The organism is Streptomyces sp. R33, from assembly GCF_041200175.1.
GTDB classification, from domain to species: domain Bacteria; phylum Actinomycetota; class Actinomycetes; order Streptomycetales; family Streptomycetaceae; genus Streptomyces; species Streptomyces katrae_B.
This window is the reverse complement of sequence record NZ_CP165727.1, coordinates 5,620,111-5,640,794: the sequence shown is the minus strand read 5'-3', so window position 1 is coordinate 5,640,794 and position 20,684 is coordinate 5,620,111. Positions and strand designations below refer to the sequence as shown.

Here is a 20,684-nt window from a genome sequence, read left to right as displayed (position 1 = left end):
GCGCCTCCCCACCGCCGGCCGGGACAAAGCCCTACTCACCGGTTTGGTGGGGAGTGCACAAAGAGGCCGGTTCACACCTGACAGGCAGTGATCCGCGTCACGAGCCAGATTCAGACAACACGTCCGTTTTGCACGGAGGGGCGCCGTCCGGCGAGACTGTAGGGTCCCGCCAATCCTCTGCGGAGCCCCCACCGCCGCTGCCGAGCACGAGAGTACGAGCACCCACTCATGCGCGACCGCTTGCCCACCGCACCGCCTTCCGGGCCCACCCCGCCGACCGGGCCCGACCTGCCCGAGGAACCCCTCAGCCACAGTCTCAAGCAGCGCCACCTGACCATGCTCGGCCTCGGCGGCGTGATCGGCGCCGGGCTGTTCGTCGGATCCGGAGCCGGCATCGGCATCGCCGGCCCCGCGATCATCTGCTCGTACCTGCTGGCGGGCGCCCTCGCCATGCTGGTCATGCGCGCGCTCGGCGAGATGTCGGCGGCGATGCCCGCCTCCGGCTCGTTCTCCGTGTACGCGGAGCGGGCGCTGGGCCGCTGGGCCGGTTTCTCCGCGGGCTGGCTGTACTGGTTCCTGCTGGTCGTGGTGCTGGCCGTGGAGGCCACCGGCGCGGCGAAGATCGCGAACGGCTGGCTGCCCTCGGTCGACCAGTGGGTCTGGGTGCTCGTCTTCATGGTGGTCTTCACCGTGAGCAACCTGGCCGCCGTGAAGAACTTCGGCGAGTTCGAGTTCTGGTTCGCGGCCCTCAAGGTCGGCGCGATCGTGCTCTTCCTGATCCTCGGCACCCTCGCGATCTTCGGCCTGCTCCCGGACACGGATCCGGTCGGCACGGCCAACCTCACCGGCCAGGGCGGCTTCTTCCCCGAGGGCTTCGGCGGAGTGGTCGCCGGCATGCTCGCCGTCATCTTCGCCTTCGGCGGCCTGGAGGTCGTCACCATCGCGGCCGCCGAGTCCGACGACCCGGCGAAGTCCGTGGCGCGCGCGGTGCGCAGCGCCGTGTGGCGCATCCTCTTCTTCTACGTCGGCTCGATGGTGGTCATCGTGACCCTGCTGCCGTGGGACTCGCTGAAGCCGGGCGAGAGCCCCTACGTCGCGGTGCTGGACTCCATCGGGATCCCGGCGGCCGGACAGATCATGAACATCGTGGTGTTCGTGGCGCTGCTCTCCGCGCTCAACGCCAACTTGTACGGCTCCTCCCGCATGGTGTTCTCGCTGGCCGAGCGCGGCGAGGCACCCAAGGCGCTGCTGAAGGTGTCCGGCGGCGGAGTGCCGCGCCGGGCCGTGTTCGCCTCGGTGGCCTTCGGCTTCGTGTCGGTGGTGCTGAACCTGTTGTGGCCGGACACGGTCTTCCTCTACATGCTCAACGCGGTCGGCGCAGTGCTGCTGTTCGTGTGGGCGCTGATCGCGGTCTCGCAGCTGAAGCTGCGCCGCATGCTCGAGCGGGACATGCCGGAGCGGCTCACGCTGCGGATGTGGTGCTTCCCGTACCTGACGTGGGCGGCGCTGCTCGGCATGGCGGCGGTGCTGGTGCTGATGCTGTTCGACGACTCGGCGCGGCCGCAGCTGCTGTGGTCCACCGGCGCGGCCGCGGCCGTGCTGGTCGTGGCGTGGGTGCGGGAGATCCGGGCGCGCAAGGCCGCCTGACCCGCGTCCCCGCCCCTGCGGACCCCCGCGCCGCCCGACGGCGCGGGGGTCCTGTGCGTACCGGGCCGTCGGCGGGGTACCGGGTGCGCGGGCGTCAGGTGCGCAGGTAGGAGGCCCCGTTGACGTCGAGGACCGCGCCCGAGCTCCACACCGCCCCGGGCGAGGCCAGGTAGAGCACGGCGGAGGCGATCTCCTCGGGCTGCGCGACCCGGCCGAAGGGGCTCTGGGCCGCGATGCCCGCCCCCTCGGCCCCCTCCAGCCGGCCGGCGACCCGCTCGGTGGCGACGAAGCCGGGGGCGACGGAGGCGACGGCGATGCCGTGCGGGGCCAGGGCCAGGGCGAGGGACTGGCCCAGCGCGTGGAGTGCGGCCTTGGTGGCGCCGTAGGCCGGGTGGTCGGGCTCGCCCCGGAACGCCCCGCGGGAGCCGACGTTGACGATGCGGCCGGCGCGGCCCCCGTCGATCATGTGGCGGGCGACGCAGTGGCTGAGGTTGGCGGCGCCGAACAGGTTCACGTCGACGGTGCGCCGCCAGGCCTCCTGCCACTGCGCGTACGAGGTCTCGGCGGGCGGGTGCGCCACCATCACGGCGGCGTTGTTGACCAGGACGTCCACACCGCCGAGCAGTTCCTCGGCCTCGTCCGCCAGCGCCTCCACCCGGGCCGGGTCGGCGAGGTCCCCGGCGATCAGCACGTGCCCCTCCCCTTCCAGCGCGGCGAGGGTCGCCTCTGCATCCCCACCCGGGGCCGAGCAGTGCACGGCGACGCGGTCGCCCTGCCGGGCGAACGCCGCCGCGACGGCCCGCCCGATGCCCCGGGAGGCTCCGGTGACCAGTACGCCGCGGCCCGTCGCCGCCAATTCCCGTATGCCGTGGTCCATTCGGCCCCCTGCCGCGTCTCCGGTGTCCTGCCGCGAGCGTACGGGGACGATCACCGGCGGTCATCCCATTGTCCGAATAACGGACAGTTGGCGTCCGATGATCGGACAGAGGTGAGACTGGGGCACTTCCTCCCGTCCACCCGCACACCGGACAGGCAACACCTCCATGAGCCAGACATCCACCGCGCCCCGCGCCCAGGACGCGTCGTCCCCGGGCGGCGCCGGATCCCCCCTCGGCAACGGCCTCAAGCAGCGCCACCTCTCGATGATCGCCCTCGGCGGGGTCATCGGCGCCGGCCTCTTCGTCGGCTCCGGCGCCGGGATCGCCGCCGCGGGTCCCTCGATCGTGATCGCGTACGCCGTGTCCGGGCTGCTCGTGATGTTCGTGATGCGGATGCTCGGCGAGATGTCCGCCGCGAACCCCGCCTCCGGCTCGTTCTCCGTGCACGCGGACCGGGCGATCGGCCCGTGGGCCGGGTTCACGGCCGGCTGGATGTTCTGGACGCTGCTGTGCGTGGGCGTGGCCATCGAGGCGATCGGCGCGGCGCACATCATGACCGGCTGGTTCCCCGGCACCCCGTCCTGGATGTGGGTGCTGGCCTTCATGGCCCTGTTCTGCGGCACCAACCTGGCCGCCGTCTCCCACTTCGGCGAGTTCGAGTTCTGGTTCGCCGCCCTCAAGATCGGTGCGATCGCGCTGTTCCTGGGCCTGGGCGTGCTGGCCGTCCTGGGCCTGCTGCCCGGCACCTCCTCCCCCGGCAGCGCCAACCTGGTGCACGACGGCGGGTTCCTGCCCAACGGCATGGACGGCCTGCTGGTCGGACTGCTCGCCTCGGTCGTCGCGTACGGCGGTCTGGAGACGGTGACCATCGCGGCCGCCGAGTCCGACGACCCCGTCAGGGGCGTGGCCCGGGCCGTGAAGACCACCATGTGGCGGATCGCGATCGTGTACGTCGGCTCCATGCTGGTCATCGTCACTCTGCTGCCGTGGAACGACCCGGCGGTGACCGGGGAGGGGCCGTACGCGGCCACCCTGGACCACCTGGGCATCCCGGCCGCCGGCGAGATCATGAACGTGGTCATCCTGATCGCCCTGCTGTCGGCGATGAACGCCAACATCTACGGCTCCTCGCGGATGGCCCACTCGCTCGTCTCCCGCGGCCAGGGCCCCAAGGCGCTGGGCAAGGTCAGCGGCCGGGTGCCGCGCCGCGCGGTGCTCGCCTCCTGCGGGTTCGGCTTCGTCACCGTGCTGCTGTCGTACTGGTACCCGGACACCCTGTTCGCCTGGCTGCTGAACATGGTCGGCGGGGTCATCCTCGTCGTCTGGGGCTTCATCGCCGTCTCGCAGTTCGTGCTGCGGCGCCGGCTGGAGCGGGAGGCTCCCGAGAAGCTGGTCGTGAAGATGTGGGGCTTCCCGTACCTGACCTGGGTGGCGCTGGCCGGGGTGGCCGGGGTCCTGGTCCTGATGCTCCTGGGCGAGGACACCCGGGTCCAGGTGGTGTTCACCGGCGGCCTCACCCTCGCCCTCGCGGCGACCGGCTACGTGATGCAGCGCCGGGCCGCGGCCCGGGCCTGAGCGGCCCGCACACGACCAAGGCGCTCCCCTGCCGCCGGCAAGGGGAGCGCCTTCGTCGTATCCGGGGCCCACCGGACGAGGTCAGGTGACCCTTACGTGATCACCGGAATAGATACTGCTAGCGTGCAGTTGCGCATTGATTGCAATAAGCAGTTGGCACGCCGAGGGGACCGGATAACACGCATGGCCATCTACACGCTTCCTGAGCTTCCGTACGACTACGCGGCGCTCGAGCCGGTGATCAACCCGCAGATCATCGAGCTGCACCACGACAAGCACCACGCGGCCTACGTCGCCGGCGCCAACACCACGCTGGAGCAGCTGGAGGAGGCGCGCGACAAGGAGAACTGGGGCGCGCTGAACGGCCTGGAGAAGAACCTGGCCTTCCACCTCTCCGGCCACATCCTGCACAGCATCTACTGGCACAACATGGCCAGCCCCAAGACCGGTGAGGGCGGCGGCGAGCCCACCGCCGCGGACGGCATCGGCGAGCTCGCGGACGCCATCACCGAGTCCTTCGGCTCCTTCGCGAAGTTCAAGAAGCAGCTGACCTTCGCGTCCTCCGCCACGCAGGGCTCCGGCTGGGGCGTGCTCGCGTACGAGCCGGTCAGCGGCCGCCTGATCGTCGAGCAGATCTACGACCACCAGGGCAACGTGGGCGCCGCGAGCACCCCGATCCTGGTCTTCGACGCCTGGGAGCACGCCTTCTACCTGCAGTACAAGAACCAGAAGGTGGACTTCATCGAGGCCATGTGGAACGTCGTCAACTGGCAGGACGTGGCCAAGCGCTACGCCGACGCCAAGGCGAACACCCCGCTGCTGATCCCCGCCAAGGGCTGATCACAGCCGCCCGGCCCGTCCGCCTCGTGATCGTCTTCTCAGCCTTCGCGTGCGGGCGTGTACAGCGGAAGACCCCCGCAAGGACGTGACTTGCGGGGGTCTTCCGTATCCGGCAGCAGGCCTACTCGAAGGACGGGCCCTTGGTGCGGGTGCGCTTGATCTCGTAGAAGCCGGGGGTGGAGGCGACCAGCAGGGTGCCGTCCCACAGCCGGGCCGCGGCCTCGCCGCGCGGGGTCGGGGTGACGACCGGCCCGAAGAAGGCCACCTCGTCGCCCTCGGCGCCGGGCACGGAGATCACCGGGGTGCCGACCTCCTGGCCGACGCGCTCGATGCCGTTGTTGTGGGAGTCGCGCAGCACCTGGTCGTACTCGTCGGAGTCGGCGTACGCGAGCAGCTCGGCCGGCAGGCCGACCTCCGCCAGCGCCTCGGCGATGACCTCGCGGGTCGCGCCCTTGTCCTCGTTGTGGATCCGGGTGCCGAGCGCGGTGTAGAGCTTGCCGGTGATCTCGTCACCGTGCTTCTGCTGGGCCGCGATGACCACGCGGACCGGCGCCCAGCCCTTGGGGCCGAGGATCTCGCGGTAGCGCTCGGGCAGTTCGTCGAGCTTGTTCTCGTTGAGGACGGCGAGGCTCATCACGTGCCAGCGCACCTCGACGTCGCGGACCTTCTCGACCTCCAGCATCCAGCGGGACGTCATCCAGGCCCAGGGGCAGAGCGGGTCGAACCAGAAGTCGACCGGGGTCTTCTCTCGCACCTGGGTGTCGGCCATGTCTCTCCTCGTGTCGCTTGGGTACCGCGGGTCCTGTTCCCCCTCGCCAACCAGCCCGGGACCGTCCGCATTCCCCCGTGGGAGGATTCGATCAGGTATCGCGATCACGCACGAAGGAGTGCACGTGCCCGGAGAGAATCTGTCCCGTGACGAGGCCCGCGAGCGGGCCGAGCTGCTGTCCGTCGACGGGTACGAGGTGGTCCTCGACCTGAGGTCCGCCGTGGACGAGGCCGAACCGGCCGAGGGCCCCCGGACCTTCCGCTCGGTGACCACGATCCGCTTCCGGTCCGCGGCCCCCGGCTCGGCCACCTTCGCGGACCTCGTCGCCCCGTCGGTGAACTCCGTCACACTCAACGGGCGCGCACTGGCCCCGGCCGCCGTCTTCGACGGGGCGCGGATCGCCCTGGCCGACCTGGCCTCGGAGAACGTCCTGGTGGTGGACGCGAACTGCGCGTACAGCCGGACGGGCGAGGGCATGCACCGCTTCGTGGACCCGGAGGACGGCGAGGTCTACCTCTACACGCAGTACGAGCCGGCCGACGCCCGGCGGGTGTACGCGAACTTCGAGCAGCCCGACCTGAAGGCGCCCTACCGCTTCGAGGTGACCGCGCCCGACGGCTGGCAGGTCTGGAGCAACGGCGCGGAGGAGTCCCGCGAGGGCCAGACCCGGCGGTTCGCCGAGACCGCCCCGATCTCCACGTACATCACGTGCGTGGTGGCGGGCCCGTACCACTACGTGACGGACACCTACACGCGCGGGGACCTGACGATCCCGCTGGGCGCGATGTGCCGCAAGGGGCTGGCGAAGCACTTCGACGCGGACGACGTCTTCCTGGTCACCAAGCAGGGCTTCGACTTCTTCCACGAGCACTTCGACTACCCGTACCCCTTCGGGAAGTACGACCAGGCCTTCGTGCCCGAGTACAACCTGGGCGCGATGGAGAACCCGGGGATGGTGACCTTCCGCGAGGAGTACATCTTCCGCGGCAAGGTGACGCGGGCCGCGTACGAGCGCCGCTGCAACACGATCCTGCACGAGATGGCCCACATGTGGTTCGGCGACCTCGTCACCATGAAGTGGTGGGACGACCTGTGGCTGAAGGAGTCCTTCGCGGACTTCATGGGCTCCTTCTCGCAGGTGGACGCGACCCGCTTCGACCAGGCGTGGGTGACCTTCGCCAACAGCCGCAAGGCGTGGGCGTACCGGGCCGACCAGCTGCCCTCCACGCACCCGATCACGGCCGACATCCGTGACCTGGAGGACGCGAAGCTCAACTTCGACGGCATCACGTACGCCAAGGGCGCGGCGGTGCTCAAGCAGCTGGTGGCGTACGTGGGGCGGGACGCGTTCCTCGAGGGCGCGCGGCGCTACTTCAAGGCCAACGCGTACGGGAACACCACGCTGGACGACCTGCTGGCGGTGCTCGGGGAGGTCTCCGGGCGGGACATGGCCGAGTGGTCCCGGGCGTGGCTGCAGACGGCCGGCGTGAACGTGCTGACGCCGGTGGTGACGTACGACGCGGGCGGCCGGGTGACCGAGCTGGCCGTGGTCCAGGAGGGCGAGGAGCTCCGCCCGCACCGCGTCGCGGTCGGCCTGTACCGGCTGGAGGACGGCTCGCTGGTGCGCTATGCGCAGGCCGAGGCGGACGTGGCGGGGGTCCGGACGGCCGTGGCGGAGCTGGCCGGGCAGGAGCGGCCCGACCTGGTGCTCGTCAACGACGAGGACCTCACCTACTGCAAGATGCGTTTCGACGAGGGCTCGCTGGAGACGCTGCGGGTGCGGCTCGGGGACGTGACGGATCCGCTGGCGCGGGCGCTGTGCTGGTCGGCGCTGTGGAACCTGACGCGGGACGGGCTGATGCCGGCCCGCGACTTCGTCTCGCTGGTGCTGGCCCACGCGGGGCGCGAGAGCGACGTCGGCGTGCTGCAGATGGTGCACGCGCAGGCGCTGACCGCGGTCACGCACTACGCGGCGGCCGACTGGCGCGAGCAGGGCGGCCGGGTGCTGTCCGCGGTCGCCCTGCAGGAGCTGCGGATGGCGGAGCCGGGGTCGGAGCACCAGCTGACCTGGGCCCGCTTCTTCGCGGCGAGCGCGGCGACGGAGGGCGACTTCCAGCTGCTGCTGGGGCTGCTCGACGGGTCGGCGCGGATCGACGGGCTGGACGTGGACCAGGAGCTGCGGTGGGACTTCCTGCTGCCGCTGGCCGCGCACGGCGCCGTGGACGAGGCCGCGCTGGCGGCGGAACTGGTCCGGGACGACACCGCGTCGGGCAAGCGGCACCAGGTGCGGTGCCTGGCGGCGCGGCCCTCGGAGGCGGTCAAGGACCAGGCGTGGGCGGCGGTGGTCGAATCCGACGCACTGTCGAACGCGCTGGTGGAGGCGACGATCGCCGGTATGCAGCAGCCTTCGCAGCGGGCGCTGCTGGCGCCCTACGCGGAGCGCTATTTCGAGGTGATCGAGCGGATCTGGGCGGAGCGTTCGATCCAGATCGGCATGCATGTGGTGAAGGGGCTGTACCCGTCGCTGGAGGACTCGCCGGCCACGCTCGCCGCGACGGACGCGTGGCTCTCGTCCCACGCGGACGCGGCGCCCGCGCTGCGGCGCCTGGTGCTGGAGGCCCGTGACGACCTGGCCCGCGCCCTGCGCGCCCAGGCCTGCGACGAGGCGGCCGGCGCGGTCTGACGCTTCGGTGGGCGGGGCCGGATCCCCGGCCCCGCCGACCGAAGCGAACGGCGGTATCGGCTTTCGAACGGCCGTACTTTAGTGCGGGGTTGTCCGGATTTGTCGACGGGAACGTAACAGGGGTTAGCGGGGCCCCGGCGAGCGGGAATCTCCGCCGCATGAACCACAACGCACCCCTCCCCCTCGCCCACCTCACCGGCAGCCGCCCCCTCGTGCTGAGCCTCGCCCAGCTCCGCGAGCACGGCGTGAGCGCCTCCGACGCCGCCGCGCGCCCCTGGCAGGAGATCCTGCCGGGGGTGTTCCTCCTCCACGCGGGCGCCGCGACCAGCGAGGAGCGCCTGCACGCCGCCCTGCTGTACGCGGGCCGCCGCGGCGGCGAGGCCATGATCACCGGGCTGGCCGCCCTCGCGCTGTACCGGTTCGGCTCCGCCCCCGCGCTCACCGCCCTCGCGCAGATCGACGTGCTGGTGCCGCACACCCGCCGGCTCCGCTCCGTCGGCAGCGTGCGGATCGTGCGCTCGCACACCCCGCCCCGGCCGCAGCAGGTGACGGGGCTGCCCGTCGCGCCCGTGGCCCGGGCCGTGGCCGACGCCGTCGCCCGGCTCTCCGACGCCGGGACCGTACGCCGCCTGCTGAGCGAGGCCGTCCGGGCGGGGCACTGCGAACCCGCCGCCGTCGTACGGGAGCTGACGGTGGCCCGGCTGCTGAACCGGCCCCACGTGGTGGACGCCGTCGAGTCCCTGCTCGCCGAGGGCCGGGCCATCGCCGAGGACCGGCTGTACCAGCTCGTACGGGGCCACGAGCTGCCCGAGCCGGTCTGGAACGTGGATCTGCGCCTGCCCGGCGGCCCGCACCTGGGCGGGGTCGACGCGTTCTGGCCCGAGCAGGCCCTCGCCGTGGAGATCGACACCCGCGCGCCCCGGCAGGGCGAGGACGAGCAGTTCTCCGAGGCCGTCCGCAAGCGGGAGACCCTGGAGCGGCTCGGGGTCACCGTCCTGCACATCACCCCGCGCAAGCTCCGCGACTGGCCCGAGCAGCAGGCCGCGGTCGTCCGGACCGCCCTGACCGCGTCGGCCGACCGCGAGCCCGCCGCCTACCTGGTCGTACTCCCCCGGTGAACCGGGAGCGCCGGGTTGGCCGGGGAGTACTCCGGCGTGCTCCAGCGCAGCCGCCCGGGATGCAGGCTCTCCACCACCGACTCGACGGTGAAGCGGACGCTGCGGCTCCCGTCCGCGGCGAAATCGGTCCGGGCCCGGCCGCTGAGCTGGAGCACCGATCCGCTCTCCCAGTCGGGGAACAACAGCCCGGCCCGTGGATCGGCCGCCAGGTTCCCCAGCGTCAGGAACATGGCGTTGCCCGGGTAGTCCGGCCAGGCCAGCTCGACCGGCGAGAGCACCTCCACGAAGCCGGGGAGCCCGCCGCGGTGGCTGGCGTCGGTCCCGTCCTCGGCGGTGGTGGCGACGAAGAAGGTGTCGGCGAGACGCACGGCCCGCTCCTGGCCCGGAGTGAGGGCCCGACCGCGCCCCACGACACCGGCGCCTTCGGCGACCAGCTCCAGAGGCTGCCGCTTCTGGAGGTATTTCGGGCAGTTGGCGAACACCTGCTCGGCCTCGACCACGAAGCCGCCCGCGGTGACCTGCACCATCCCGTTGAGCCGCATCCGGCGCCGGGTGCGCGGGTCGAGGGCGATCGTCCCGGCGCGGGTGCCGGAGGTGGCCAGGGCCTCGGTGAGCGGGTCACCGGCCGGCAGTCCGCCGGTGACCGCGATCCGGTCCGGGCCGGTGGCCCGTACAAATCCGGGCGCGCCCGTGAGCAGGGAGGCCCACAGGGCCCCTGCGGGATCGGCGGCGCCGACGACCAGGTGCGGCTGCTGGACCAGGAAGGCCGCGGCGACCTCGCGGATGCCGGTGCCGATCGAGCGGCCGACGTGCTCTGCCACCCCGCGTACGCCCACCCGTTCCTGCACGGCCAGCGAGCCCTGGTGATACGGGCCGGGCATTAGAAGAATCCGCAGGTCGGGGCCCCCGGGGTGGGGGCGGGCGCGCACTCGGCACCGGCCGGCACGGAGATCTCCAGGCGGGTGCCGTCGGGGTCGTGGAAGAAGATCCCGCCGGAGGCCCTGCCCTCGCCGTGGGCGACGACGCCCTCGTAGGCGAAGTCGGTGCCCAGCTCTCGCAGGCGCGCCTCGTACTCCCGGACCTGCTCGATCGTGTCGGCGGACAGCGCCAGGTGGTGCAGTCCGGCCGCAGCGGGGACGTACCCGCCGTCGGCCTGCTGCCACAGCGTGAGGACGAGCTCGCCGTCCTGGCCGAGGAAGGCGAAGCGGCGGCCGTCCTCCTTGCCCTCGCCCAGGAGGGCGAAGCCGAGGGCGTCCCGGTAGAAGGCGAGCGAGCGGTCCAGATCGGTGACGTTGAGGCCCACGTGGCCGGTGCGGAGCTTGCTGATGGCGGTCGTCATGACGGTCCCTTCCCCGGAGGTCCGTGCCCGGGGGATCCGGGGCTACCTAACCTCTCAAATTGAGATTAACGGTTAGCCGGAGAGGCGTCAACCACTCACGTACCCTTGAGGGGTTAGCGGCGTGCAGGAGGCGGACATGACGACGGCGGACCCACGACCCCTGACCGGGGAACCGGTCTCCCTCGACCTGCTGAACACCCGCTGGATGCACGAGGGAGAGCTCACCGATCTGTTCGCCGGCGCGTTCGGGCTGAGCCGCGTCGAAGGACTCGCCGTCTGGCTGCGCAGCACCGGGCTGGCCGACCGGTTCCGGGCCGACGCCGCGACCCTGGTGCACCTCATGACCGCCCGCGAGGCGCTGGCCCGAGCGGTCGCCGACCCGGCCGACGAGAGCGCGCGGACGCTGGTCGACGCCGTACTGGAGCACGGACGCATCCGGGCCACGCTGACCGCCGAAGGTCCGGGCGAGCGGGCCGAGTTCGACGACCCGTCCTGGGGACCGGCCTGGACGGCCGCCCGCGACTACCTGGAGCTGCTGCGCACCTCGCCCGAGCGGATCCGCAAGTGCGCCTCCGAGACCTGTGTCCTGCACTTCCACGACACCTCGCGCAACGGCACGCGGCGCTGGTGCTCGATGGCCGCCTGCGGGAACCGGGCCAAGGCCTCACGCCACTACGCGCGCACGCGCGAGCGCTGAGAAGCCGAAAGTTGTCACACCCCGCCCTCGACTGAACGCGGCCACACCCTCGTCACACAGTCGGGAAGTCGACAAAGCAACTCTTCAACCCCTGTGATTCGTACAGGTACGCCCCGGTACGGCCTCGATGGCACATGCCCTGAGCTGGCGGGAGTCCGCCATGTCAGGTCTCGGTCAAGACAACGCTCCCCAAAGAGCCGTCACTTGCGCAAAGCTGACCGGTCATCCGGCACCGAAATCCGGACCGTATCTTTCACTTATCCAGGGATGCTGATGACCCTCGAATCCCCCAGCTCCATATCCGGGGCCAGACGCGTGGCACGCGTCGCGGCCGCGGCCGGTCTGGTCGCCGCGCTCGCGACCGCGGGCGCGATGCCCGTGTTCGCGGCCACCGGCCCCGCTGCCGGCACCCCGGGCACCGGCCCGGCCGTCAAGTCCGCCGACCAGAAGCTCGGTTCGGCGGACGCCGAGCTGCTGCAGGAGGCCAAGGCCAAGGGTGACGCGACCGTCACCGTCATGGTGGCCACGGCCCCCGGCCAGACCAAGCAGGTCGCGGACCAGCTCACCGCGGTCCAGGGCGCCTCCGTCGGCAAGACCGACGACAAGCTCGGCTACGTGCGGGCCACGCTGCCCACCGGCAAGGCCGAGGCCGCGCTGAAGGCGGCCGGCAAGCTGTCCTCGGTGCACGCCATGGACCTCAAGCACGAGATCCAGCTGTCGGACCCGCGCCCCGACGGCGGCAAGGAATCGAGCTCGGCGAAGAAGACCGCCTCCGAGACCTACCCGGGGCCGGACAAGAACACCCCCGCGAAGAACCCGTACAACCCGTCCTTCGAGACCGGTGCGGTGGACTTCGTCGCCAAGAACCCGCAGGCCGACGGCCGCGGCGTGACCATCGGCATCCTGGACTCCGGCGTCGACCTCGGCCACCCGGCGCTCCAGAAGACCACCACGGGCGAGCGCAAGATCGTCGACTGGGTCACCGCGACCGACCCGATCACCGACAACGACGCCACCTGGCGCGCGCAGATCACCCCGGTCACGGCCGCGGGCGGCACCTTCAGCGCCGGCGGCCAGAGCTGGAAGGCCCCGGAGGGCTCGTACCAGTGGAGCCGGTTCAGCGAGTCGATCACCGCCACCGGTGACATGAAGGGCGACGTCAACCGGGACGGGGACACCACCGACCGTTTCGGCATGCTCTACGACGCCGCCGCCGGCACCGTCCGCGTCGACACCGACCAGGACGGCGACTTCACGAACAACGAGCCGATGAAGCCGTACAAGGACGGCTACCAGATCGGCTACTTCGGCACGGACAACCCGGCGACCGACGTCGCCGAGCGCATCCCGTTCGTGATCCAGATCCGCAAGGACGTCCCGATGGACCCGCTGGGCGGGGACTGGGTCGGCAAGAAGGCCGACTTCGTCAACATCGGCATCATCGAGTCCGAGCACGGCACGCACGTCGCCGGCATCACCGCCGCCAACAGCCTCTTCGGCGGCAAGATGAACGGCGAGGCGCCCGGCGCGAAGATCGTCTCCTCGCGCGCCTGCTCCTGGTCCGGCGGCTGCACCAACGTCGCGCTGACCGAGGGCATGATCGACCTCGTCGTCAACCGCGGTGTGGACATCGTCAACATGTCCATCGGCGGTCTGCCGGCGCTGAACGACGGCAACAACGCCCGCGCCGAGCTCTACAAGAACCTCATCGACACCTACGGTGTCCAGCTCGTCATCTCGGCGGGCAACGAGGGCCCCGGTGTCAACACCATCGGCGACCCCGGTCTCGCGGACAAGGTCATCTCCGTGGGTGCCGCGGTCTCCAAGGAGACCTGGGCCGCCAACTACGGCTCCGGCGTGACCAAGGCGTACAACATGTTCCCGTTCTCCTCGCGCGGTCCGCGTGAGGACGGCGGCTTCACGCCGACCATCACCGCCCCCGGCGCGTCCATCAACACCACGCAGACCTGGCTGCCCGGCGGACCGGTGAAGGAGGCCGGCTACAACCTGCCGGCCGGCTACTCGATGCTGCAGGGCACCTCGATGTCCTCGCCGCAGGCGGCGGGCGCCGGCGCCCTGCTGATCTCGGCCGCGAAGCAGCACGGCATCAAGCTGACCCCGGCCGCTCTGCGCGTCGCGGTCACCAGCACCGCGAAGAAGATCGACGACGTCCCGGCGCACGCCCAGGGCGCGGGCCTGATCGACGTCAACGCCGCGTGGGAGTCCATCCAGCGCGACGCCAAGGCGAACGAGTTCACCGTCAAGGCGCCGGTCGACACCGCGATCGACCAGTTCCTGAAGACCCCGGGCTTCGGCACCGGCCTCTACGACCGCGAGGGCGGCCTCAAGGTCGGCCAGAAGAAGGTCTACGACGTCGTCGTCACCCGCACCACGGGCGTCAAGTACGGCACCCGGCACAACCTGAGCTGGCGCAACAACGACGGCACGTTCAAGGTCGTCGGTGGCTACGACTACGTCACGCTGCCGCTGAACAAGCCGGTCACCATCAAGGTCGAGGCCAAGCCCAAGACGGCCGGCGTCCACAGCGGCATCCTGCAGCTGGACGACGAGACCACCGAGGGCATCGACAAGCAGATCCTGACCACGGTCGTCGCCTCCACCCCGCTGGCGAAGCCGTCGTTCACGCTGTCGGACACCTCCTCCGTCCAGCGCAACAGCCACAAGTCGTACTTCGTGACCGTCCCGCAGGGCGCGAAGTCCCTCGAGGTCGCCCTCGGCGGTCTCGCGGAGGGCAGCCAGACGCGCTTCATCTCGATCCACCCGTACGGCGTGGGCGTCGAGGACAGCGCGACCACCCAGTGCTACCCGAACTACGACAACCCGGCCAACAAGTGCCGCCCCGACCTGCGCTCGTACGAGAACCCGCAGCCGGGCGTCTGGGAGATCGAGGTCGAGTCGCGCCGTACGTCGCCGCTGCTCGACAACCCGTTCAAGCTGGACGTCAGCGTCCTCGGCGCGGCCTTCGACCCGGCGGTCAAGGTCCTGCCCGAGGTGAAGCAGGGCACCCCCGCCCCGGTCCAGTGGACGATCAAGAACGACGCCGCCGCGATCTCCGGCGGCAAGCTCCAGGGCGGTCCGCTCGGCTCCGCGAAGGTCGCCAAGCCGACCATCGCGAACGGCGAGACCCAGACGAGCACCGTCACCATCGGTGAGGGCGTCTCCCGTCTGGACGTGGCCATCGGCGGTGTCTCCGACACCGGTGCCGACCTCGACCTCACCGTCCTCAAGGACGGCGTGAAGGTGGGCTCCTCCGCCGACGGCGACTCCGAGGAGGCCGTGACCCTGCTCAACCCGGCCGCCGGCACCTACACCATCCAGGTGGACGGCTACGCCGTTCCGTCCGGCTCCACCACGTACAACTACCGCGACGTGTACTTCTCGTCCGCCCTGGGCTCCGTCCAGGTCGACGAGGGTGCCGCGGTGAACCTGGCCAACGGCGCCTCTGCGACGGTCACGGCGAACGTCCTCGCCGCTGCTCCGGCCCCCGAGGGCCGTCAGTTCTTCGGCGAGGTCAAGCTGCTCAACGCCCGCGGCACCGCCGCCGGCACCGGCAGCGTCCAGATCGAGAAGGTCACCCCGTAGCACCACCGGATCCACGGATCCACACCGAAGGGGCGGCGCCGACCGGGCGCCGCCCCTTCGGGCTTTCCGTACGCCGCAGGCCTGACTACCGGACGGTAACCGGGTTCACACCCCGGACACTGTCCGTTCCTCGGACAATGGATTGGACAAGCCTCGTGGGGTCGAACGCATGATGGCTTCACGCGCCCGCGTCGTACGTACCAAAAGGAGTCACCGTGAGGGTCGGAATCGTCGGAGCCACCGGACAGGTCGGCGGAGTCATGCGCGGCATCCTCGCCGAGCGCAAGTTCCCGGTGGACGAGCTGCGGCTGTTCGCCTCGGCCCGTTCCGCGGGCTCGACCCTCGAGTGGGAGGGCCAGGAGATCACCATCGAGGACGCCTCCACGGCCGACTACTCCGGCCTGGACATCGTGCTCTTCTCCGCGGGCGGCGCGACCTCCAAGGCCCTCGCCGAGAAGGTCGCCTCCCAGGGCGCGGTCGTGATCGACAACTCCTCCGCGTGGCGCCGCGACCCCGACGTTCCGCTCGTCGTCTCCGAGGTGAACCCGCACGCGATCAAGAACCGCCCCAAGGGCATCATCGCGAACCCGAACTGCACCACCATGGCCGCGATGCCGGTGCTGCGCCCGCTGCACGAGGAGGCCGGGCTGACCGCGATGGTCGCCACCACCTACCAGGCCGTCTCCGGCTCGGGCCTGGCCGGTGTCGCCGAGCTCAAGGGCCAGGCCTGCGCGGTCTCCGAGGCCGCCGACCAGCTGACCTTCGACGGCGGCGCCGTGGACTTCCCGGAGCCGGCCGTCTACAAGCGCCCGATCGCGTACAACGTGGTCCCGCTCGCCGGCAACCTGGTCGACGACGGCTCCTTCGAGACCGACGAGGAGCAGAAGCTCCGCAACGAGTCCCGCAAGATCCTGGAGATCCCGGAGCTCAAGGTCTCCGGCACCTGCGTGCGCGTGCCGGTCTTCTCCGGCCACTCCCTCCAGGTCAATGCCCGCTTCGCGAACCCGATCAGCGTGGAGCGCGCGTACGAGCTGCTCAAGGACGCCCCGGGCGTCGAGCTCTCGGAGATCCCGACCCCCCTGCAGGCCGCGGGCAAGGACGCCTCGTACGTGGGCCGCATCCGCGCCGACGAGACGGTCGAGAACGGCCTCGCGCTGTTCCTCTCGAACGACAACCTGCGCAAGGGCGCGGCCCTGAACGCGGTCCAGATCGCCGAGCTCGTCGCCGAGGAACTGCGCGGCTGAGCCTCCGGCCGGGCGGAAAAGGGGCGGCACCGGCCGGTGCCGCCCCTTTTTGCGTTCCCGCCGGCCGTCAGCCGTAAGCCGTCAGGGCCGGCGGGCCTCGAAGAGGAAGCAGCCGAATTCGGTGGCGCGGACGTGCACGAGGGCGACCTCCGGGTCGGCGAAGGCCTCCGACAGCGCCTCCTCCAGCTCCGCGTCCGGCTCCTCGCCGAGGGACAGGGCGCGCCCGCCGAGGATGCGGCCCCCGGCGTCGTAGCGGCGCGCCGTGCGCAGGGCCCCGGCCTGGGCGAACGGGTATCCGGATCCCCCGGCCGGCCCGCCGCAGTCGGCGGCGTGGATGAACACCGGGCCCTGCTCGTCGTACGCGCCCGGGTCGGCGCCGGTCTCGGCGGCCCAGCGGCGCAGCGGTGCGTACGAGACGAGGGCGATCCGCTCCCCGGGGCGGCTGCGGCGCAGGCAGCAGCGCAGCGGGGCGCCGCCCTCGGGGTCCTCGTAGGGCAGGCAGGGCCGGCCGGCGTCGTCACGGACGCGCAGGCCGGCGAGGGCGGCGGGGGCGAGGGGGCGTACGGCGTGGAGCGCCGGTCGGGGCGCGGAATGCGTGGTCATGCCGTCCAGGGTGCGCGCCAGGACGCGGAGAAGCTGGCGGAAATCGGACGCCGCGTTTCGCCCGTGGATTACTCCAGGGCGTCTGGTCTGCGCCACGTGGAAGGATGGCGGGGCAACGTCACCATCGAAGGAGATGAACGCGTGCCTGGCACGAATCTGACCCGTGAAGAGGCTCAGCAGCGGGCGAAGCTGCTCAGCGTCGACTCGTACGAGATCGACCTCGACCTGAGCGGGGCGCAGGAGGGCGGCACGTACCCCTCCGTGACCACCGTGCGCTTCCAGTCCGCCGAGGCGGGCGCGGAGACCTTCATCGACCTGGTCGCTCCGGCCGTGCACGAGGTCGTCCTCAACGGCAAGTCCCTGGACGTGGCCGAGGTCTTCCGGGACTCGCGCATCGCGCTGAAGCACCTCGCGGCAGGGGCCAACGAGCTGAAGGTCGTCGCGGACTGCGCGTACACCAACACGGGCGAGGGCCTGCACCGCTTCGTCGACCCGGTCGACCAGCAGGCGTACCTGTACACCCAGTTCGAGGTGCCGGACGCGCGGCGGGTGTTCGCCAGCTTCGAGCAGCCCGACCTGAAGGCGACGTTCCGGTTCACGGTGACGGCCCCCGAGGGCTGGAAGGTCATCTCGAACTCCCCGACGCCGGACGCCGCGGACGTCAAGGACAACGTCTGGCGCTTCGAGCCGACGCCGCGCATCTCCACGTACATCACGGCGCTGATCGCCGGCCCGTACCACGCGGTGCACAGCTCGTACGAGGGCCCGAACGGCCAGTCGGTGCCGCTCGGCATCTACTGCCGGCCGTCGCTCGCCGAGTTCCTGGACGCCGACGCGATCTTCGCCGTCACGCGCCAGGGCTTCGACTGGTTCCAGGAGAAGTTCGCGTACGACTACCCGTTCGCCAAGTACGACCAGCTCTTCGTCCCCGAGTTCAACGCGGGCGCGATGGAGAACGCGGGCGCGGTCACCATCCGCGACCAGTACGTCTTCCGCTCGAAGGTGACGGACGCGGCGTACGAGGGCCGGGCCGAGACGATCCTCCACGAGCTCGCGCACATGTGGTTCGGCGACCTGGTCACCATGGAGTGGTGGAACGACCTGTGGCTGAACGAGTCGTTCGCGACGTACACCTCGATCGCCTGCCAGGCGTACGCCGAGGGCACGAAGTGGCCGCAGGCGTGGACGACCTTCGCCAACTCGATGAAGACCTGGGCGTACCGGCAGGACCAGCTGCCGTCCACGCACCCGATCATGGCCGACATCCGTGACCTGGACGACGTCCTGGTCAACTTCGACGGCATCACGTACGCCAAGGGCGCCTCGGTGCTCAAGCAGCTCGTCGCCTACGTGGGCACGGACGCCTTCTTCAAGGGCGTGCAGGCGTACTTCAAGGCGCACGCGTTCGGGAACACGCGCCTGTCGGACCTGCTGGGCGCCCTCGAGGAGACCTCGGGCCGTGACCTGACCACCTGGTCGAAGGCATGGCTGGAGACGGCCGGCATCAACATCCTGCGCCCCGGCATCGAGACGGACGCGGCCGGGAACATCACCGCGTTCGCCGTGCGCCAGGAGGCCCCGGCGCTGCCCGCGGGCGCCAAGGGCGAGCCGACGCTGCGGCCGCACCGGATCGCGATCGGCCTGTACGACCTGGACGGCGGCAAGCTCGTCCGTACGGACCGGATCGAGCTGGACATCGACGGCGAGCTGACGGAGGTGCCGGAGCTGGTCGGCCGGGCCCGTCCGGCGGTCGTCCTGCTGAACGACGACGACCTGTCGTACGCCAAGGTCCGCCTGGACGAGGTCTCCCTCGCCAACGTCACCGCGCACCTGGGCGACTTCACCGAGTCGCTGCCGCGGGCGCTGTGCTGGGCCTCGGCGTGGGACATGACCCGCGACGGCGAACTGGCCACGCGCGACTACCTCGCCCTCGTCCTGTCGGGCATCGGCAAGGAGTCGGACATCGGCGTCGTCCAGTCGCTGCACCGTCAGGTGAAGCTGGCCGTCGACCTGTACGCCGACCCGGCGTGGCGGGAGCAGGGCCTGGCGACCTGGACCGACGCGACGCTGGAGCACCTGCGCGGCGCCGAGCCGGGCAGCGACCACCAGCTGGCGTGGGCCCGCGCGTTCGCGGCCACGGCCCGCACCGAGGGGCAGCTGACCTACCTGTCCGCGCTGCTGGACGGTTCGGCGGAGATCGAGGGCCTGGTCGTCGACACCGAGCTGCGGTGGGCGTTCCTGGAGCGCCTGGTCGCCACGGGCGTGCTGGACGAGCCCGCCATCGCGGCGGAGCTGGAGCGCGACCGCACGGCGGCGGGCGAGCGCCACGCGGCCACCGCGCGGGCCGCACGGCCGACGGCGGAGGCCAAGGCCGAGGCGTGGGCCTCGGTGGTGGACTCGGCGGACCTGCCGAACGCGGTGCAGGAGGCCGTGATCGGCGGCTTCGTCCAGACCGACCAGCGCGAGCTGCTGGCCCCGTACACCGAGAAGTACTTCGCGGTGATCAAGGGGATCTGGGAGAACCGCAGCCACGAGATCGCCCAGCAGATCGCGGTGGGCCTGTACCCGTCCCTGCAGGTCTCCCCGCAGACCCTGGCGGCGACGGACGCGTGGCTGGCCTCGGCGCAGCCGAACGCGGCCCTGCGCCGCCTGGTCTCGGAGTCCCGCTCGGGCGTGGAACGCGCCCTGAAGGCCCAGTCCGCAGACGCGGCGGCCTCGGCCTGACCCCACCCCGGTGGGCCCGCCGAGCGCGTTCGGCGGGCCCACCGGGCACGGGCCCGGAGGGCTAGCGGGCCGCAGCGGCTTCGCGGAGGGCGGCCAGTGCGCGGGCCACCGCCGGCGCGGATTCCGAGCCCCGGCGCGTGGCCGCGATGACGTGCCGGGTCGGGCGGTCGTGGGTCAGGACCCGCACCGTCACCCCCGAGGCGCGGCTCGACACCATGCGGGGGACCAGCGCCACCCCCATTCCGGCCTCCACCATCGCCAGGATCGCGGTCCAGCCGGATGCCGAGTGCGCCTGTTCCGGAACGAAGCCTGCCGCCTCGCACGCGTTGCGGGCGATCTCCTGCCACGGCCCGCTGCCCCCGTAGATCCACGGATCGCCGGACAGGTCCGCCAGCCGCAGGGCCGGGGCCTTCGCCAGCAGGTGGTCCGGCGGGAGGGCCACGTCCAGCGGGTCCTCCATCAGCGTCAGCCGGGTGAACCGCGGGTCCCGGGCCGTCGGGGCGTGGGCCGCCAGCGAGAGGGCCAGATCGACCGCCCCGGCCGACAGCAGCTCGTACGACTCCGCCGCCTCGGTCTCCCGTACCCGTACCTCCACCCCCGGGTGGCTCCGCCGCAGCGCCGCCACCGCCGGGACCACCAGCACCGGCACGGCCGTGGAGAACGCCCCGATCCGGACCTCCCCCGCCTCCCCGGCCAGGTACCCGGCCAGCTCGGCGTCCGCGCGCTCCAGCTGCGCGAACACCGCCTCCGCATGCCGCAGTACGAGGTGTGCCGCATCCGTGAGCCGGACCCTGCGCCCCTGCGCCTCCAGCAGGGGCACCCCCAACTGCCGCGCGAGATTGGTCAGCTGCTGCGAAACGGCCGAGGGCGTCATGTGCAGCGCCCCGGCCGTCGCGGTCACGGTCCCCCGGTCGGCCAGGGTCCGCAGGATCCGCAGCTTCTTGATGTCCCACTCGGTCATGGA

The 20,684-nt window shown here is 71.4% G+C and carries 15 protein-coding genes; 9 read left to right on the top strand and 6 right to left on the bottom strand.

Annotated elements, in window-relative coordinates:
• The first annotated feature begins 228 nt into the window (after positions 1–228).
• Positions 229–1,647, top strand: coding sequence for an amino acid permease (locus tag AB5J51_RS25830; RefSeq protein ID WP_107093506.1), 1,419 nt, complete (start codon positions 229–231; stop codon positions 1,645–1,647).
• 94 nt (positions 1,648–1,741) lie between these two features.
• On the opposite strand, the gene AB5J51_RS25825 is transcribed toward AB5J51_RS25830, so the two are convergent.
• On the bottom strand, positions 1,742–2,524 hold the full coding sequence (locus AB5J51_RS25825) for an SDR family NAD(P)-dependent oxidoreductase (protein WP_369778751.1): 783 nt from the start codon (positions 2,522–2,524) through the stop codon (positions 1,742–1,744).
• A gap of 166 nt (positions 2,525–2,690) precedes the next feature.
• Between AB5J51_RS25825 and AB5J51_RS25820 the strand changes: the two genes are divergently transcribed.
• On the top strand, positions 2,691–4,100 hold the full coding sequence (locus AB5J51_RS25820; RefSeq protein WP_133898036.1) for an amino acid permease: 1,410 nt from the start codon (positions 2,691–2,693) through the stop codon (positions 4,098–4,100).
• A gap of 183 nt (positions 4,101–4,283) precedes the next feature.
• On the top strand, positions 4,284–4,940 hold the full coding sequence (locus AB5J51_RS25815) for a superoxide dismutase (RefSeq protein ID WP_053786857.1): 657 nt from the start codon (positions 4,284–4,286) through the stop codon (positions 4,938–4,940).
• Positions 4,941–5,061: 121 nt separating this feature from the next.
• On the opposite strand, the gene AB5J51_RS25810 is transcribed toward AB5J51_RS25815, so the two are convergent.
• Positions 5,062–5,709, bottom strand: a complete 648-nt coding sequence (locus AB5J51_RS25810; protein WP_133898035.1) for a DsbA family protein — start codon at positions 5,707–5,709, stop codon at positions 5,062–5,064.
• A gap of 124 nt (positions 5,710–5,833) precedes the next feature.
• Between AB5J51_RS25810 and pepN (AB5J51_RS25805) the strand changes: the two genes are divergently transcribed.
• Positions 5,834–8,392: an aminopeptidase N gene (pepN, locus tag AB5J51_RS25805; RefSeq protein ID WP_369778750.1), complete on the top strand. Its 2,559-nt coding sequence runs from the start codon at positions 5,834–5,836 to the stop codon at positions 8,390–8,392.
• Positions 8,393–8,550: 158 nt separating this feature from the next.
• Positions 8,551–9,510, top strand: a complete 960-nt coding sequence (locus AB5J51_RS25800; protein ID WP_369778749.1) for a hypothetical protein — start codon at positions 8,551–8,553, stop codon at positions 9,508–9,510.
• On the opposite strand, the gene AB5J51_RS25795 is transcribed toward AB5J51_RS25800, so the two are convergent.
• Together AB5J51_RS25795 and AB5J51_RS25790 are read right to left on the bottom strand one after the other, a co-directional pair.
• Positions 9,486–10,391 (bottom strand): pyridoxamine 5'-phosphate oxidase family protein, encoded by a 906-nt coding sequence (locus AB5J51_RS25795; protein WP_369778748.1) that lies wholly within the window; start codon positions 10,389–10,391, stop codon positions 9,486–9,488. The genes AB5J51_RS25800 and AB5J51_RS25795 overlap by 25 nt on opposite strands.
• Complete coding sequence (locus AB5J51_RS25790) at positions 10,391–10,849, bottom strand: VOC family protein (protein ID WP_053786861.1); 459 nt, start codon at positions 10,847–10,849, stop codon at positions 10,391–10,393. Before AB5J51_RS25790 ends, AB5J51_RS25795 begins: the two co-directional genes overlap by 1 nt.
• Positions 10,850–10,985: 136 nt before the next feature.
• On the opposite strand from AB5J51_RS25790, the gene AB5J51_RS25785 reads away from it, so the two are divergent.
• The 3 genes from AB5J51_RS25785 (at position 10,986) to AB5J51_RS25775 (ending at position 16,393) form a co-directional block, all read left to right on the top strand.
• On the top strand, positions 10,986–11,546 hold the full coding sequence (locus AB5J51_RS25785) for a CGNR zinc finger domain-containing protein (RefSeq protein WP_053786862.1): 561 nt from the start codon (positions 10,986–10,988) through the stop codon (positions 11,544–11,546).
• Between the two features lie 273 nt (positions 11,547–11,819).
• A complete protein-coding gene (locus AB5J51_RS25780) occupies positions 11,820–15,149 on the top strand; it encodes a S8 family serine peptidase (protein WP_136224881.1) in 3,330 nt (1,109 codons plus the stop codon).
• A 215-nt stretch (positions 15,150–15,364) separates the two neighbouring features.
• Positions 15,365–16,393, top strand: coding sequence for an aspartate-semialdehyde dehydrogenase (locus AB5J51_RS25775; protein ID WP_053786863.1), 1,029 nt, complete (start codon positions 15,365–15,367; stop codon positions 16,391–16,393).
• An 81-nt stretch (positions 16,394–16,474) separates the two neighbouring features.
• Here AB5J51_RS25775 and AB5J51_RS25770 read toward each other — a convergent pair whose 3' ends face one another.
• Positions 16,475–16,996 (bottom strand): DUF1203 domain-containing protein, encoded by a 522-nt coding sequence (locus AB5J51_RS25770; RefSeq protein WP_133898030.1) that lies wholly within the window; start codon positions 16,994–16,996, stop codon positions 16,475–16,477.
• A gap of 141 nt (positions 16,997–17,137) precedes the next feature.
• On the opposite strand from AB5J51_RS25770, the gene pepN (AB5J51_RS25765) reads away from it, so the two are divergent.
• A complete protein-coding gene (gene pepN, locus AB5J51_RS25765) occupies positions 17,138–19,720 on the top strand; it encodes an aminopeptidase N (protein WP_053786865.1) in 2,583 nt (860 codons plus the stop codon).
• A gap of 61 nt (positions 19,721–19,781) precedes the next feature.
• Here pepN (AB5J51_RS25765) and AB5J51_RS25760 read toward each other — a convergent pair whose 3' ends face one another.
• Positions 19,782–20,681 (bottom strand): LysR family transcriptional regulator, encoded by a 900-nt coding sequence (locus tag AB5J51_RS25760; protein WP_369778747.1) that lies wholly within the window; start codon positions 20,679–20,681, stop codon positions 19,782–19,784.
• Positions 20,682–20,684 lie beyond the last annotated feature (3 nt).

What these genes read in the sequence shown, in the direction of transcription:
- AB5J51_RS25825 (WP_369778751.1), bottom strand. Translation starts at nt 2,524, where the DNA reads ATGGACCACGGCATACGGGAATTGGCGGCGACGGGCCGCGGCGTACTG.
- AB5J51_RS25815 (WP_053786857.1), top strand. Translation starts at nt 4,284, where the DNA reads ATGGCCATCTACACGCTTCCTGAGCTTCCGTACGACTACGCGGCGCTC.
- AB5J51_RS25770 (WP_133898030.1), bottom strand. Translation starts at nt 16,996, where the DNA reads ATGACCACGCATTCCGCGCCCCGACCGGCGCTCCACGCCGTACGCCCC.
- AB5J51_RS25800 (WP_369778749.1), top strand. Translation starts at nt 8,551, where the DNA reads ATGAACCACAACGCACCCCTCCCCCTCGCCCACCTCACCGGCAGCCGC.
- AB5J51_RS25830 (WP_107093506.1), top strand. Translation starts at nt 229, where the DNA reads ATGCGCGACCGCTTGCCCACCGCACCGCCTTCCGGGCCCACCCCGCCG.
- AB5J51_RS25760 (WP_369778747.1), bottom strand. Translation starts at nt 20,681, where the DNA reads ATGACCGAGTGGGACATCAAGAAGCTGCGGATCCTGCGGACCCTGGCC.
- AB5J51_RS25780 (WP_136224881.1), top strand. Translation starts at nt 11,820, where the DNA reads ATGACCCTCGAATCCCCCAGCTCCATATCCGGGGCCAGACGCGTGGCA.
- AB5J51_RS25795 (WP_369778748.1), bottom strand. Translation starts at nt 10,391, where the DNA reads ATGCCCGGCCCGTATCACCAGGGCTCGCTGGCCGTGCAGGAACGGGTG.
- AB5J51_RS25810 (WP_133898035.1), bottom strand. Translation starts at nt 5,709, where the DNA reads ATGGCCGACACCCAGGTGCGAGAGAAGACCCCGGTCGACTTCTGGTTC.
- AB5J51_RS25820 (WP_133898036.1), top strand. Translation starts at nt 2,691, where the DNA reads ATGAGCCAGACATCCACCGCGCCCCGCGCCCAGGACGCGTCGTCCCCG.
- AB5J51_RS25785 (WP_053786862.1), top strand. Translation starts at nt 10,986, where the DNA reads ATGACGACGGCGGACCCACGACCCCTGACCGGGGAACCGGTCTCCCTC.
- AB5J51_RS25790 (WP_053786861.1), bottom strand. Translation starts at nt 10,849, where the DNA reads ATGACGACCGCCATCAGCAAGCTCCGCACCGGCCACGTGGGCCTCAAC.